At 69.4% G+C, this 14662-nt stretch carries 15 protein-coding genes; 6 read left to right on the forward strand and 9 right to left on the reverse strand.

Annotation, left to right across the window (positions count from 1 at the left end; all coding sequences use genetic code 11):
* Positions 1 to 30 precede the first annotated feature (30 nt).
* The 4 genes from SK571_RS36210 to SK571_RS36225 are packed head-to-tail and all read right to left on the reverse strand — an operon-like array spanning position 31 to position 4724.
* Positions 31 to 2139, reverse strand: a complete 2109-nt coding sequence (locus tag SK571_RS36210) for a 3-hydroxyacyl-CoA dehydrogenase NAD-binding domain-containing protein (protein WP_319988616.1) — start codon at positions 2137 to 2139, stop codon at positions 31 to 33.
* A complete protein-coding gene (locus SK571_RS36215) occupies positions 2136 to 3407 on the reverse strand; it encodes a thiolase family protein (protein WP_406602086.1) in 1272 nt (423 codons plus the stop codon). Before SK571_RS36215 ends, SK571_RS36210 begins: the two co-directional genes overlap by 4 nt.
* A 34-nt stretch (positions 3408 to 3441) precedes the next feature.
* Entirely contained in the window at positions 3442 to 3891 is a 450-nt protein-coding gene (locus tag SK571_RS36220; protein ID WP_319988618.1) for an ABA4-like family protein, read from the reverse strand.
* Entirely contained in the window at positions 3888 to 4724 is an 837-nt protein-coding gene (locus SK571_RS36225) for a hypothetical protein (protein ID WP_319988619.1), read from the reverse strand. The genes SK571_RS36220 and SK571_RS36225 overlap by 4 nt, the downstream gene beginning before the upstream one ends.
* Before the next feature lie 106 nt (positions 4725 to 4830).
* Here SK571_RS36225 and SK571_RS36230 point away from each other — a divergent pair, with 106 nt between their 5' ends.
* Positions 4831 to 5472 carry a MerR family transcriptional regulator gene (locus SK571_RS36230; protein WP_319988620.1) on the forward strand — a complete coding sequence of 214 codons (642 nt, stop codon included), beginning with the start codon at positions 4831 to 4833 and terminating at the stop codon, positions 5470 to 5472.
* A gap of 97 nt (positions 5473 to 5569) precedes the next feature.
* On the opposite strand, the gene SK571_RS36235 is transcribed toward SK571_RS36230, so the two are convergent.
* A complete protein-coding gene (locus tag SK571_RS36235) occupies positions 5570 to 6058 on the reverse strand; it encodes a GNAT family N-acetyltransferase (protein ID WP_319988621.1) in 489 nt (162 codons plus the stop codon).
* On the reverse strand, positions 6055 to 6648 hold the full coding sequence (locus SK571_RS36240) for a TetR/AcrR family transcriptional regulator (RefSeq protein WP_319988622.1): 594 nt from the start codon (positions 6646 to 6648) through the stop codon (positions 6055 to 6057). The genes SK571_RS36235 and SK571_RS36240 overlap by 4 nt, the downstream gene beginning before the upstream one ends.
* 69 nt (positions 6649 to 6717) lie before the next feature.
* On the opposite strand from SK571_RS36240, the gene SK571_RS36245 reads away from it, so the two are divergent.
* The gene (locus SK571_RS36245) at positions 6718 to 7359 is read left to right on the forward strand and encodes an O-methyltransferase (protein WP_319988623.1); all 642 of its coding nucleotides are present in this window, start codon (positions 6718 to 6720) and stop codon (positions 7357 to 7359) included.
* A 33-nt stretch (positions 7360 to 7392) separates the two neighbouring features.
* On the opposite strand, the gene SK571_RS36250 is transcribed toward SK571_RS36245, so the two are convergent.
* Together SK571_RS36250 and SK571_RS36255 are read right to left on the reverse strand one after the other, a co-directional pair.
* Entirely contained in the window at positions 7393 to 8655 is a 1263-nt protein-coding gene (locus SK571_RS36250) for a ribonuclease D (protein WP_319988624.1), read from the reverse strand.
* A 70-nt stretch (positions 8656 to 8725) separates the two neighbouring features.
* Positions 8726 to 9442 carry a response regulator gene (locus SK571_RS36255; RefSeq protein WP_015099292.1) on the reverse strand — a complete coding sequence of 239 codons (717 nt, stop codon included), beginning with the start codon at positions 9440 to 9442 and terminating at the stop codon, positions 8726 to 8728.
* A 255-nt stretch (positions 9443 to 9697) separates the two neighbouring features.
* Between SK571_RS36255 and SK571_RS36260 the strand changes: the two genes are divergently transcribed.
* The gene (locus tag SK571_RS36260; protein ID WP_319988625.1) at positions 9698 to 10846 is read left to right on the forward strand and encodes a dipeptidase; all 1149 of its coding nucleotides are present in this window, start codon (positions 9698 to 9700) and stop codon (positions 10844 to 10846) included.
* On the opposite strand, the gene SK571_RS36265 is transcribed toward SK571_RS36260, so the two are convergent.
* Complete coding sequence (locus SK571_RS36265) at positions 10843 to 11385, reverse strand: DUF3000 domain-containing protein (RefSeq protein ID WP_030479951.1); 543 nt, start codon at positions 11383 to 11385, stop codon at positions 10843 to 10845. The two genes, SK571_RS36260 and SK571_RS36265, sit on opposite strands and share 4 nt — an antisense overlap.
* 72 nt (positions 11386 to 11457) lie before the next feature.
* Here SK571_RS36265 and hemE point away from each other — a divergent pair, with 72 nt between their 5' ends.
* Genes hemE through hemQ form a run of 3 tightly spaced genes read left to right on the forward strand, consistent with a single transcriptional unit; the run spans position 11458 to position 14635 of the window.
* Positions 11458 to 12492, forward strand: coding sequence for a uroporphyrinogen decarboxylase (gene hemE / locus SK571_RS36270; RefSeq protein ID WP_319988626.1), 1035 nt, complete (start codon positions 11458 to 11460; stop codon positions 12490 to 12492).
* Positions 12492 to 13919, forward strand: a complete 1428-nt coding sequence (gene hemG / locus SK571_RS36275; protein ID WP_319988627.1) for a protoporphyrinogen oxidase — start codon at positions 12492 to 12494, stop codon at positions 13917 to 13919. Before hemE ends, hemG begins: the two co-directional genes overlap by 1 nt.
* Before the next feature lie 23 nt (positions 13920 to 13942).
* Positions 13943 to 14635 carry a hydrogen peroxide-dependent heme synthase gene (gene hemQ, locus SK571_RS36280; protein ID WP_319988628.1) on the forward strand — a complete coding sequence of 231 codons (693 nt, stop codon included), beginning with the start codon at positions 13943 to 13945 and terminating at the stop codon, positions 14633 to 14635.
* Positions 14636 to 14662: the final 27 nt, after the last annotated feature.

Consider the following 14662-nt stretch of genomic DNA (forward strand, 5'->3'; position numbering starts at 1 on the left):
GGAGGAGCCGGGGGCTTCTGGCACAGCGGACTAAGCAGGCACGGAGGCCACACCCGGTGCCAGGAAACGCTTTCCGGTCACCTTCTCCGAGATGCCGGTGCGGTCCAGGTACGGCGTGATGCCGCCCAGCCAGAACGGCCACCCGGCGCCCAGGAGCATGCACAGGTCGATGTCCTGCGCCTCCGCGACCACGCCCTCGTCGAGCATGATCCGGATCTCCTCGGCCAGCGCCTCGAGCGCGCGCGTCTTGACCTCGTCACCGGTGAGGGGCGAGTCGCCGAACTCCCACAGCGCCTGGACCTCGGGGTCGACGGTCTGCGCGCCCGTGGAGTCCCACTGCCAGACCGCGCCCTTGCCGGCGGCGACGAACTTCTTCATGTTCTCCGACACCGAGAAGCGGTCCGGGAACGCGCCGTGCATCGTCTCCGACACGTGCAGCGCGACGGCGGAACCGACGAGCTGCAGCAGGATCATCGGCGACATCGGCAGGCCGAGCGGCTCGGTGGCCTTGTCGGCGACCTCGAACGACGTGCCCTCGTCGACCGACTTGATGACCTCGCCCATGAAGCGGGTCAGCAGGCGGTTCACGACGAACGCGGGCGCGTCCTTCACGAGCACCGAGGACTTCTTGAGCTGCTTGCCGATCGAGAACGCCGTCGCGAGCGTCGCGTCGTCGGTCTGCTCGGCGCGCACGATCTCCAGCAGCGGCATGACCGCGACCGGGTTGAAGAAGTGGAAGCCCACGACCCGCTCGGGGTGCTTGAGCTTCGACGCCATGTCCGTGATGGACAGCGACGACGTGTTCGTGGCGAGGATCGCCTCGGCGGAGACGTGCTCCTCGACCTCGGCGAACACCTGCTGCTTCACGGCGAGGTCCTCGAACACGGCCTCGATCACGAAGTCGGCGTCGGAGAACGCGGACTTGTCGAGCGAACCCGACACCAGCGCCTTCAGCCGGTTCGCCTCGTCCGGCGAGATCCGCTTCTTGCCCGCCAGCTTGTCGATCTCGCTGTGGACGTAGCCGACGCCCTTGTCCACGCGCGCCTGGTCGATGTCGGTCAGCACGACCGGCACGTGCAGGCGGCGGATGAACAGCAGCGCCATCTGCGAGGCCATCAGGCCCGCGCCGACGACACCGACCTTGGTGACCTTGCGCGCCAGCGACTTGTCCGGCGCGCCGGCCGGACGCTTCGCGCGCTTCTGCACCAGGTTGAACGAGTACAGGCCCGCACGCAGCTCGTCGCTCATGACGAGGTCCGCGAGGCCCTCGGTCTCGGCGGCGTAGCCCTTCTCCAGGTCGTTCTCGCGCGCCAGCTCCAGCAGCTCCAGCGCCTTCAACGCGCCGGGCGCCGCGCCCTTGGTCTTGCCGTGCACGATGCCCTTGGCACGCGCGACGGCGGCGTCCCACGCGTCACCGCGGTCGATCTCCTTGCGGGGCACGGAGATCTCGCCGCGCACGACGCCGGACAGCCACAGCAGCGACTGCTCCAGGTAGTCGGCGGAGTCGAACAGCACGTCCGCGATGCCCAGCGCGAGAGCTTCCTTCGGCTTGAGCATCTTGTTCTGGTTCAACGCGTTCTCGAAGATCACCGTCACGGCGTCGTTGGCGCCGATCAGGTTCGGCAGCAGCTGCGTGCCGCCCCAGCCCGGGAACAGGCCCAGGAACACCTCGGGCAGCGCGATCGCGGCCGCGTTCGACGCCAGCGTGCGGTAGTGGCACGACAGCGCGAGCTCCAGGCCACCGCCCATGACCGCGCCGTTGACGAAGGCGAAGGTCGGGATGTCCGAGTCGGTGAACTTCTTGAAGACCTCGTGGCCCAGCTGGCCGATCGTGACGCCCTGCGAGCGGTCCGTGGCCTGCTCGACGGCGGTCAGGTCCGCGCCGACGGCGAAGATGAACGGCTTGCCGGTCACCGCGATGGCGGCCGGGCCGGCGGCGTAGGCCTCGTCGAACGCGGCGCCCAGGGACACCAGCGACTGCGGGCCGAACGTCGACGGGCGGGTGTGGTCCAGGCCGTTGTCGATCGTGATGAACGCGACCGGCTTGTCGAGGCCGGGCACGCTGATCAGACGCGTCTTGGCGTGGGTGACGACCTCGTCGGGGAAGATCGCCTTTGCTTCCTCAGCGGTGATGGTCACTTGCCACTCCAGTTCGGGTTCTCCCAGATGACCGTTCCACCCATGCCGATGCCGATGCACATGGTGGTGAGGCCGTAACGGACGTCCGGACGCTCGGCGAACTGCCGCGACAGCTGCGTCATCAAACGCACGCCGCTGGACGCCAGCGGGTGGCCGGTCGCGATCGCGCCGCCCCACTGGTTCACGCGGGGGTCGTCGTCGGCGATGCCGAAGTGGTCGAGGAACGCGAGCACCTGGATGGCGAACGCCTCGTTGACCTCGAACAGGCCGATGTCCTCAATGGACAGACCTGCGCGCTCGAGAGCCTTCTCGGTGGCCGGGACCGGGCCGATGCCCATGACCTCGGGCTCGACACCCAGGAACGAGTAGCCGACCATCCGCATGCCGATGGGAAGGCCGAGTTCGCGCGCGGTCTCCTCCTCGGCGAGGATGCAGCCGGTCGCGCCGTCGTTCAGACCGGCCGCGTTGCCCGCGGTGATCCGGCCGTGCGGGCGGAACGGCGTCTTGAGCTTCGCCAGGTCCTCGACCGTGGTGCCCGGACGCGGCGGCTCGTCGGCCGTCGCGAGGCCCCAGCCGTTCTCCGCGGAGCGGGTCGCGACGGGTACGAGCTCCGGGCCGATCTTGCCGTTCTTGATCGCGTCGGCGTACTTGGCCTGGGAAGCGGCCGCGTAGGCGTCGGTGCGGTCCTTGGTGATGTGCGGGAACCGGTCGTGCAGGTTCTCGGCGGTCTGGCCCATCACGAGCGCGCTGGTGTCGACGATCCTGTCCGACAGGAAGCGCGGGTTCGGGTCGACGCCCTCGCCCATCGGGTGGCGGCCCATGTGCTCGACACCGCCCGCGATGGCGACGTCGTAGGCGCCGAACGCGATGCCGCTCGCGGCCGTGGTCACGGCGGTCATCGCGCCCGCGCACATGCGGTCGATCGAGTAGCCGGGGACCGACTTCGGCAGGCCCGCGAGCAGTGCGGCGGTGCGGCCGAGCGTGAGGCCCTGGTCGCCGATCTGCGTGGTCGCGGCGATGGCGACCTCGTCGACCCGCTCCGGCGGCAGCTCGGGGTGCCTGCGCAGCAGCTCACGGATGACCTTCACGATGAGGTCGTCTGCACGGGTCTCGGCGAAAATCCCCTTGGGGCCGGCCTTGCCGAACGGCGTGCGGACGCCGTCGACGAAGACCACGTTCCGAACGCGTGCCGGCGCTGCTGGTGCGGCCACGGCGTCTCCTCCACTTGTGGTGACAACTCTGTCCACTCCGGTCGGGCTGCGCGACATCCCTACCGGTCGGTAACGCCAACTCTAACCCTAGTTACTGGTGAGTAACCACAGCGGCACCCCTGTTCGTTGTGTCACACACCTTGCGCACGATCAGGAACAGCGGCAACCCGACGGGGGCCAGCAGGATCGTGATCACCAGAACGGGTGCCATGACCAGCGGGTGGATGTCGAGCCGCCGCCCTTCGAGGTACATCCAGCGCCCGACGAACAGGTCCCACGCGAGCATGTGCGCCCACACCAGCGCCGCGCCCGTCGGCGTGCTCATGAACTCGGCCAGCGCGCCGAGTTCGGGCCTCGTGACCAGCGGCAGCAGCTCCGGCAGCACGGGGATCATCAGTACGACGTAGATCACGACCGGCGGCAGCACGATCAGGTGGGACTCGGCGATCCGCCGCGTCCACGACCACTTCGGAGCCAGGATCATGAGCGCCCAGAACGGCGCGATCAGCAGGAACGTCAGGTCGAACAGGATCGCGGTCATGCGTTCACAAGCTCCTTCTTCGGTGCACGCGCCCACGCCACGCCGAGTGCGGTTGCGACGATGATCCCGGTGAGCGCGAGCAACGTCGTGCCGTCGGGCTGGAACAGGGGCTGGCCGCGCAACGCCTGCCAGGTCACGAGCAGGAAGATCCCCAGGAACGACCCGCTGATGACCCACGCGAGCTTCGCGTTGGCGCGGTTGCCGAGAAGCGCGATGAGCACCGGCAGCACCTGCAGCGCGTGCATGCCCACGAAGTGCCCGACCCTCAGGTCGCCGTGCTCGGTGCTCCACCCGGTGATCGCCATGTAGGCACCGCCGTCGGGCGCGCCGATCGTGTGCGAGCCGAGAGTGCCGCCGTCGAGCGCCTGGCCGGGCTTCGGCTGCGTCATCAGGAACCCGACGCCGAGCCCCAGGAACGAGATGACGAGCCCGAGCCGGATCGACCACGACAGGGCCTCGTTCTCGATCTTCGTGCGCCACAGCAGGATCGCGACGATCGCGTGCGTCACCCACAGCACGACGATCGTCGCGCCCATGATCGAGAACAACGCCCCGTCGAGCGGGGTCTCGAAGTTGAAGTGACTGCGCTTGCCGCGCACGACCTGGCCGACGATGACGACCATCTCCAGCGCCCCGGCCCCCGCCAGGGCGGTGCCGGCCCACCAGCCGACGCGCTGGAACCTCTTCAGGTACGTGAGCAGCCACGCCAGCGTGAACGCGTACAGCGCCAGCGACACGGCGAACTTGAACGGCTTGAGCCAGATCGGCGAGTTGACCATCAGCCGGTCGTCGAACAGCAGCCCGAGGAGCGAGATCGGGATCAGAAGCACCATCGACCAGCCGAAGAGGACTAACGGGCGGTGCCACGTGCGAAGCATCTCTCTTTACCCCCTGAATGGATAGCGACACTCTCTACTATCCGGAAGCTACACTATCCATATGCGTGTTGGCGAGCTTTCCAAGAGAAGCGGCGTCGCGGTGCCGACGATCAAGTACTACCTGCGCGAGGGACTGCTGCCCGCCGGCGTGCTGACCAGCCCCAACCAGGCCCACTACGACGACGAGCACCTGCGCCGGCTCCGCCTGGTCCGTGCGCTCGTCGACGTGGGTGGCCTGTCGATCGCCTCCGTGCGCGAGGTGCTCGTCGCCATCGACACCCGCGACGACTCACTGCACAACAAGCTCGGCGCCGTCCAGGAGGCGATCAGCCAGCCGGGCGCGGCCCAGCTCGATCCACTGGCGGTCGCGGACGTCCAGGCGTTCTTCGCGAGGCACGGTCAGACGGAGTGCATCGACGTCACCGAGTCCAACGTGACCCACATGCTCGCGGCGGCCCTGTCCTCGGCCCGGTCTGTCGGGCACGACCAGTTCCGCGACCTCCTCGACGCCTACTTCGAGGGGCTGAAGATCATCGCGCGGGCCGACCTCGAGTACGTCGTCCGGCACAAGTCGCCCGACGACGTCATCGAGGCGATGGTCGTCGGCACCCTCATCGGTGACACCGTCATCAAGGCCTTGCGGCGGCTCGCGCACGCCCAGGTGTCGAGCGAAGTGTTCAGCGACGGCCCCGCCCAGAACTGATATATCGGCCAATATATTAGTTCAGCACCTCTGTGACCTGCTGCTTAGCAATGACTCTTTGGACTTCGTCCGCAAGCGAGCCATTGCAAGGGCCAGGTCAGGGGAGGTGGAGGAGCCAGCGGGTCTCGCCGTCGTGGACCTCGTCGGTGGGGGTGAGGCCGGCGGACCTGGCTACGGCGGCGGACGCGTGGTGGTCGGGGTGGATGTGCGCGATCACGGTGCGGACCGGCTGGGTGGCCAGCCAGGTGACGAGGCCTCGGGCTGCTTCGCGGGCGATGCCGCGGCCCTGCCACGGCGTGCCGACGACCCACGCGATCTCGGCTGACCCGTCGGCGCGGGTGATCGTCGCCTGGACGGTGCCGGTCAGGCGGTCCTCGTCGCGGAGCCGGATCACCCAGTTCAGCCACCGCACGGCCGGGTCGGGGGAGCCTTCGGCCAGCCGCCGGTACCGGGCGAGCAGCGCTTCCGGGGAGAGCGGGGTGCCGCCGGTGAACGCGTGCAGCGCCGGGTCCGCCAGCACCTCGGCCATCTCGGCGGCGTGTTCGGCTCGCAGCGGGAGCAGGTCGAGGCGGGCGGTGCGGATCATCGCTGGTGGCGGTGCAGGAAGGCTGCTGCCAGGTCGTCGGTGAAGGTGCGGGGGACGGGGGAGCCGGTGACCAGGACGCGGTAGTAGATCGGGCCCACCAGGTGGTCCAGTGCTGCCTCGACGTCCAGGTCGGCGGGGAGTGCGCCGCGTTCGATCGCGCGCTGCAGGGGGAGGCGGTCGCGTTCGCGTTGGTGGCTCAGGTGGTCGTCGCGCAGGCGGGCGGCCAGTTGTGGGTCGTGCTGGGCCTGGCCCGTGAGGGCGCGGAATACCGCGCCCGGGTCTGAGGTGGTGAGGAACTCGGCCACGGTTGCCAGGTGGGTGCGCAGGTCGGTGCCCAGGTCGCCGGTGTCCGGTGGGGTGAGGTGTTCGGCCATGTCCTCGGTGAACGCCTCCAGCAGCACGTCGACCTTGGACGGCCACCAGCGGTAGATCGTCTGCTTCGCGACGCCCGCGCGTGCGGCGATGCCTTCGATCGTCACGCCCGCGAATCCCCGTTCGGCCAGCAGGTCGTCGGCGGCTTCCAGGACCGCCTGCCTGGCTTCCTCGCTGCGGCCGTGCCGGTTTCCGCGATGCGCGGTGTTGCTCCCCATCGCCACCTCCAGGAGGCGTACTTTAGCCAGAGCTAGTCTAGACGCAACGTTGCGTCTACTCTGGCTGGCATGACGATCACTTTGCACGAGACGCGGGTTCGTTCGGTGCTCGATCGGCTCTTCGGCGCGGCTGGGGCGGACGACGGCTTCGACGTGCCGTGGGACGTAGTGCGCACGGGCAGTGCGCAGGAGCGCGCCGATGCGCTGGCCGGGGTCTACATGCCGATCTCGGCCCGTGGTGGGGATCTTCTCTACGGGCTGGTGAGGTCGGGCCGGCCGGAGACCGTCGTCGAGTTCGGCACGTCGTTCGGGATCTCGACGCTCTACCTGGCGGCGGCCGTCGCGGACAACGGGCGCGGGCACGTCTACGGGACGGAGATGTCGGCGGTGAAGGTCGCCGCGGCGCGGAAGAACCTCGACGAGGCGGGGCTCGGCGGGGTCGTGACGATCCTGCCCGGCGACGCTCGGCGCACGTTGGCCGATCTCGCGGGGCCGATCGGGCTGGTGCTGCTCGACGGGTGGAAGGAGCTGTGCCTGCCGGTGTTGCGGGATCTGGAGCCGCGGCTCGCGCCCGGTGCGCTCGTCGTCGCCGACGACATCGACCAGGACTCGATGGCCGGGTACCTCGAGTACGTGCGCGATCCGGCGAACGGGTACGTCAGCGTCGCGTTCCCCGTCGAGGACGGCATGGAGATCAGCTGCCGTGCGTGAGCGGATCACGCACGGCAGCTGATCTGTCGGATGTCAGTTGGAGTCGGACGGCGTCGGTGCTGTCGCTGTCAGCGCCTTGGAGAGGGCGTCCAGGGTCAGCTCGATCTGCCACGACCTGGCGCCTCCGTCGCGCAGCACGGTGGCCACGAACTCGGGGGAGAGGTCGGCAGGCGGTTGCCAGCAGGTGCGGCGCACGAGGTCGGGCAGCAGCAGGTTCTCCACCGGGAGGGTGTTCGCCTCGGCGATGGTCGCCAGTGCCGCTCGGGTCGCGGCCAGGCGGGCCGCGGCGTCCGGGTCCTTGTCCGCCCAGCGGTTGGGCGGGGGCGGGCCGTCGTGCTGGCCCGCGGGCTCCGGGAGCTCCGACTTCGCCAGGGCGCCTGCCTTGCGCAGGGCGTTCATCCAGACGCCGGACATGCGGCGCTGGGCTCGGCCGCGGAACACCGGCAGGGCGAGCAGCTCTGCCTCGTTGGCCGGGTTGCGGGCGGCCGCCTCCATCAGGGCGGAGTCCGGGAGGACTCGGCCGGGGGCGATGTCACGTTCGCGGGCCACGGTGTCGCGGGCTTCCCACAGCGCACGCACGAGGGCCAGTTGCCGCTGGTTGCGCACGCGGTGGATACCTGACGTGCGTCGCCAGGGGTCGGTGCGGGGGCGCGGCAACGGCGCCGTCCGCACCGCCTCGAACTCTTCGAGCGCCCAGGCGAGTTTGCCCTGGCGCTCCAGCTCGGCTTCGAGAACGTCGCGCAGCTGCACGAGCAGCTCCACGTCGAGAGCGGCATACGTCAGCCAATCGGCAGGAAGGGGCCGGCGCGACCAGTCGGCCGCGCCATGCCCCTTCTCGAGCCTGTAACCAAGTAGCCGTTCCACCAGCGTGCCCAGTGCGACACGGTCGAACCCAGCCAGCCTGCCCGCCAGCTCGGTGTCGAACAGCACACCGGGTCGGAGCCCGAGTTCAGCGAGGCACGGCAGGTCCTGAGACGCCGCGTGCAACACCCACTCAGTGCCCTCGAGCGCCTGCACCAGTGGGTCTAGCCGTCCGCCAAGGGCGATCGGGTCGACCAACCAGGTGCCGGCGCCTTCCCGGCGCAGTTGCACCAGATAGGCACGCTGTGAGTAGCGGTAGCCCGAGGCTCGCTCGGTGTCCACCGCGACCGGGCCCTTCGCCCCGGCGAGCGCGTCAGCGGCTCGCCGGAGCGCAGCTGGATCGGCGACCACGGGCGGGACCCCATCAGCAGGTTCCGTCAGCGGTACCGGTTCTGGTCCGGTTGGTGCGGTTGGCTCGTCGGCGGGTACATCCACAGCGGATGACCCTACGGCGATCGCACCACTCACAGGTGTTCTCGGCCGGTTCAGTGCTTCAAACCGGTATCTAACGGATCACGCCGGCACGCATGGCCAGCGCGACCATCTGAGCGCGATCTCCTGTGCCCAGCTTCCGGCCGATCCGCGACAGGTGAGACTTCACCGTCAACGCGGACAAGCTCAGAGCCTCGCCGATCTCCTTGTTGCTCTGGCCATCGGCGACCAGCTGGAGCACCTCGACCTCACGCGCGGAGAGTTCCCGCGGCGTGTTGTCCGTGCCCGGCACCCGAGTACCCGCTGCGAGTACTGGTGCCACGCTCGGATCTGCGTAAACGCCACCATCGAGAACCCTGCGCACCCCGTCGGTGACCACCATCGGAGAGGCGGACTTCAGGAGGTACGCCTGGGCGCCCGCCTGGAAGGCCGACCTGACCGCGTAGGGGTCGTCGGAGGATGCGAGGACCACGATGCGGGGCCAGCCCTGGGCACGGAGTTCCGTGACCAGGTCGATGCCGGTGCCATCCGGCAGACCCAGATCGAGGATCGCGAGGTCGCAAGGACCGGTTGCAAGTGCCCGCGCCCGAGCCTCTGCCACCGATGCGGCCTCATGCACTGTCCCGGCTCCCATTTGTGTGAGCCGAGCTGATATCGCCTCCCTCAGCAGTGGGTGGTCGTCGACCACCAGCACTGAAAAAAGCTCTTCCCGCGGGTGCGGGACCATGTTCGCCGGCAACGAGCCGGCTGGCGTGGTACGAACGGCCTGACCTAAGCCGACGGCAGCCACGTCACTACCTCCCTGGAGTCGGTCGTGCCCCCCGACCGGCACCGGAGACTTTCGTCCAATCAGCCGCGCCACTGATCGACCGAAAGTGGTGTCGTCTGGGGCAGCGTAGCCGCCCATGCGGGTCTACGGGACGATCAATCGGGTATCTATCCCTATTGAGTTGTGACAGATGGCCCCATGTGTCACACGATTGGATGACAACTAGATAGGGGGTGTAACGCGAGCCCCTCTCAGAACGACATCTTGGAGTTGGTTGTGCCTAGCAGTTCCGGACTCGAACGAGCGCGGGCGTTGCTGCAGCGTTTCCCCCTCGTCGACGGCCACAACGACCTGCCGTGGGCTCTGCGCGAGTTCGGTGACGGAACGGGCGAGGACGTCTACACGACCGCCGCGAAGATCGATCTCACGGAACGTCATCCCAGCCTGCACACGGACCTCGTGAAAATGCGCGAGGGCGGCCTGGGGATGCAGTTCTGGTCCGTCTGGATTCCCGGCAGGCTCGCGGGCGACGGAGCCGTCACCGCCGTGCTGGAACAGGTCGAACTGGTCTACGAGCTGGCGGAGCGCTACTCCGACCACCTCGGCATCGCGACGACCGCCGCGGAAGCCGAAAAAGTTTTCGCCACCGGGCGTGTCGCCTCCCTCATCGGGGCCGAGGGCGGGCACTCCATCAACTCTTCACTCGGTGTCCTGCGGGCGTTGCGCCGCCTGGGCGTCCGGTACATGACGCTGACCCACAACGACAACACCCCGTGGGCCGACAGCGCGACTGACCAGCCAGAACACGGCGGGCTGACCGAGTTCGGCCGCGACGTCGTGCGCGAGATGAACCGGATCGGCATGCTCGTCGACCTGAGCCACGTCGCGCCCAGCACGATGCACGCCGCGCTCGACACGAGCGTCAAGCCCGTCATCTTCAGCCACTCGTCGTGCCGCCACGTCGCGGACCACCCGCGCAACATCCCGGACGACGTGCTGGCCAAGTTGAAGGCAAATGGCGGTGTGGCCATGATCACATTCGTGCCGGACTTCGTCTCACCTCGTGTCGCTGAATGGGACGCAGCCCTTCGTGAGGCCATGACGGCCGCCGGCGCGAACCACGCCGACATGGGGGAGCGCAAGGCGTTCGGCGAGAAGTGGGTCGTCGAGCACCCGAAGCCGGCCGCCACGCTCGACGACGTCGTCCTGCACCTCGACCACGCCCGTGAGGTCGTCGGTGTCGACCACCTCGGCATCGGCGGCGACTACGACGGCGTCCAGGCGCTGCCGCGGGGCCTGGAGGACGTCTCGACCTACCCGAACCTCTTCGGCGCGCTGCTCGACAAGGGCTGGTCCGAGGACGACTGCGCCAAGCTCGCCGGCGCGAACGTCCTGCGAGTCCTGCGGGAAGCCGACGAGAACTAGCGCTGACCGAAGAGGGTGACGCCGACCGGCGGCAGCCCCACGGCCGTCGCCATCAGCTCGTAGAACGCGGTGCCGTGCTCGGCGAGTTCTCCGTCGAGCGCGGTCCACGACGCGCGCAGCTCCAGGTCGTCGGTGCGCGCGGGTCCCGCGATGTCGCCGAACCGGGCCGACGACGTCTGCGTCACGGTCCCGCCCAGCGCGGTGAACCCGGCCCCGGACTGCTCCAGCGCCTCGGTCAGCCACGACCACCCGACCTCGGGCAGCAGGGGATCGGACGCCAGCTCGTGGTCCAGCTCGACACGGACGTACGCCACGACGCGAAGGACACCGCCCCACGCCTCGTCGCCGTCCGGATCGTGCAGCAGCACGAGCCTTCCGGTCGACAGTTCGTCCGACGGGCCGGTGACCTCAGCCGTCAGCGCGTACGCCCACGGAGCGAGCCGCTGCGGTGGGCGAACTTCGGTGAGTTCGATCTCGGGCCTGTGGCGAACCGACTTGAGCGTCCCCACCGCCCGGCGGAAGATTTCCGGCTCGGTCACACAACTGACTGTATGCCTCGCAATCCGGCCGAGTGATGGCGGCACGCCGGGACGTGGGACCATGAAAGAGATATGAGCACTCAAGTCCCCCTCCTCGTGGCCGCTCGTGGCGGCACCCCGTCGCACACCCCTGTCTGGTTCATGAGGCAGGCCGGACGGTCGCTGCCCGAGTACCGGGCGCTCCGCCAGGGCACCGCGATGCTCGACGCGTGCATGGACCCGGAGATGGTCTGCGAGATCACCATGCAGCCCGTCCGGCGGCACGGGGTCGACGGCGCGATCCTCTTCTCCGACATCGTCGTGCCGCTCAAGGCCGCCGGTGTCGACCTCGACATCGTCGCGGGCACCGGTCCCGTGGTCGCGAACCCGGTCAGGACGCTCGCCGACGTGAAGGCTCTTCCCGAGCTGCACGCCGAGCAGGTCCAGCCGGTCGCGGACGCGATCGGGTTGCTGCTCAAGGAACTCCCGCAGGAAGTCGCCCTGATCGGGTTCGCGGGGGCGCCGTTCACGCTGGCCTCGTACCTCGTCGAGGGCGGGCCGAGCAAGAACCACGAGCGCACCAAGGCACTGATGCACGGCAACCCGGAGCTGTGGCACGCGCTGCTCGCCAAGATCGCCGACGTCACGACGGCGTTCCTGCACGCGCAGCTCGACGCGGGCGTCCAGGCCGTCCAGCTGTTCGACTCGTGGGCGGGCGCGCTGTCCGAGCGCGACTACCGCGAGTTCGTTCTGCCGCACTCGAAGCGCGTCCTGGAGACGATCACCACCGTCCCGCGGATCCACTTCGGCGTCGGCACCGGCGAACTGCTGCCCGCGATGCGCGAGGCCGGCGCGGACGTCGTCGGCGTCGACTGGCGCATCCCCCTGGACGTCGCCGTGCAGCGCCTTGAGCAGGCGAACCCCGAGTTGCCGAAGCCGGTCGTGCAGGGCAACCTCGACCCCGCGCTGTTCTTCGCGGGCTTCGAGGCCGTCGAACGCGAGGTGCGCCGCATCCACGCCGAGGGCAAGGCGGCCGCGGGCCACATCTTCAACCTCGGCCACGGCGTGCTGCCCGACACCGATCCGGAGATCATCACCCGGACCGTCGAACTGATCCACAGCTTGTAATGCACGCAAGAGCGCCACACGTCGCAGTCGTCGGGGGAGGCATCTCCGGTCTGGCCGCCGCACACCGGTTGAGGATGCTGCTCGGACCCGCCGCGCGGATCACGGTGATCGAGCAGTCCGACCGGCTCGGCGGCAAGCTGCGCACGACCGAACTCGCGGGCGTGCGGTTCGACGTGGGCGCGGAGGCGTTCCTGCACCGCAAGCCCGAGGCGCAGGAGCTGATCAACGAGATCGGGCTCGCCGATCACGTCGTGCACCCCACGGACGCGAAGGCGAGCGTGCACGCGGCCGGGCGCACGCACCAGCTGCCCGCGCACACGTTCATGGGCGTTCCGGCGAGCGTCGAGACCGTGCGACACATGCTGTCGTCCGAGGGCGCGCTGCGGGTCGAAATGGAACCGACGCTGCCGTCGATCGAACTCCGGGGCGGTGACGTCGCGGTCGGCGCGCTGATGAAGGACAGGTTCGGCCCGGAGGTCGCGGACCGCCTGGTCAGCCCGTTGCTGGGCGGCGTCTACGCGGGCCGCGCGGACGAGCTCGGCCTGCGCGCCACGATGCCGCAGATCGCCACCCTGCTGGACAAGGGCGTCGGCTCACTGCTCGCGGCCGCCGCGATGATGATGCCCGCGCCGCCGCAGCCCCGCGCCGCGCGCCCGCCGGTGTTCGCCAGCCTCTCCAACGGCGTGTCGTCGCTCGCCGACAGGCTTGCCGAGGTCGCGAAGCCCGAGGTCAGGTTAGGTCTGCCGGTCCGCGTGCTGTCGTGGCTCGGCGCCGGCTGGCGGCTCGAGATCGGCTCGGCCGCGACCCCGGAGTACCTGGAGTGCGACGGCGTCGTCCTCGCGGTCCCGGCACCGTCCGCGCGCAAGCTGCTGCACGAGATCGCCCCGCAGGTGTCCGCCGCGTACGGCAAGGTCGAGGTCGCCTCGATGGCCGTGGTCGCGCTGGCGCTGCCGCCGGGCACCGAGCTGCCGCGGCGCTCCGGCATCCTGATCGCGGAGGGGGAGCGGTACTCGGACCGCATCACCCCCTTCACCGCCAAGGCGTTCACGTTCTCCAGCCGCAAGTGGGCGCACTACGGCGAGCCGGTCATCCTGCGCGGTTCGGTCGGGCGGCACGGCGAGACGGCGCTCCTGCAGCGCAGCGACGCCGACCTCGTCAAGGCCGTGCGCAACGACCTGCACGAGCTGACGGGCATCAAGGCCGCGCCGATCGACTACGTGGTGCAGCGCTGGGGCGGAGGGCTGCCGCAGTACGGCGTCGGTCACGTCGACCTGGTGGACACCATCGAACGCGGCATCGCCGACGTGCCGGGTCTCGCCGTCGCGGGCGCCACCCTGCACGGAGTGGGTGTGCCGGCCTGCATCGCGACCGCCGACGCGGCCGCCGCCCGTGTCGCAGCACACCTGCTGGGCCGCGTTCGCCGTTGAGGGGCCCGTGCCAAGATGGACGTATGGCGCGCCTCAACTACACCGAGCTCAACGACACCATCCGCTACACGATGTGGTCGGTGTTCCGGGTCGAACCCGGCAAGCTGCCGGACGACCGTTCGTCGGCGGCCAGCGAGACCCAGAACTACCTGGACGCGTTGGAGGGCAAGGGCGTCGTTGTGCGCGGCGTCTACGACGTGGCCGGTCTGCGCGCCGACGCGGACTTCATGATCTGGTGGCACGCCGAGGAGATCGAGCAGGTGCAGGCCGCCTACACGGGCTTCCGCCGCACCCCGCTCGGCAAGGTCTCCACGCCGGTCTGGTCGCAGGTCGCGCTGCACCGTCCCGCGGAGTTCAACCGCAGCCACATCCCCGCGTTCCTCGCGGGTGAGGAGGCGCGCAAGTACGTCTGCGTCTACCCGTTCGTGCGGTCCTACGAGTGGTACCTGCTGCCGGAGGAGGACCGCCGCAAGATGCTGGCGGACCACGGCAAGGAGGCCCGCGACTTCCCGGACGTGCGCGCGAACACCGTCGCGTCGTTCGCCCTCGGCGACTACGAGTGGCTGCTCGCGTTCGAGGCCGACGAACTGCACCGCATCGTCGACCTGATGCGGCACCTGCGCGGCACCGAGGCGCGGCTGCACGTGCGCGAGGAGATCCCGTTCTACACGGGCACCCGCGTGCCGGCGGCCGAGCTCGTGCTGAACCTGCCGTAACAACGGCAAAGGGCCGCCTGGACGGTG

Origin of the sequence: Lentzea kristufekii (assembly GCF_033949925.1) — a bacterium.
Lineage (GTDB): Bacteria > Actinomycetota > Actinomycetes > Mycobacteriales > Pseudonocardiaceae > Lentzea > Lentzea kristufekii.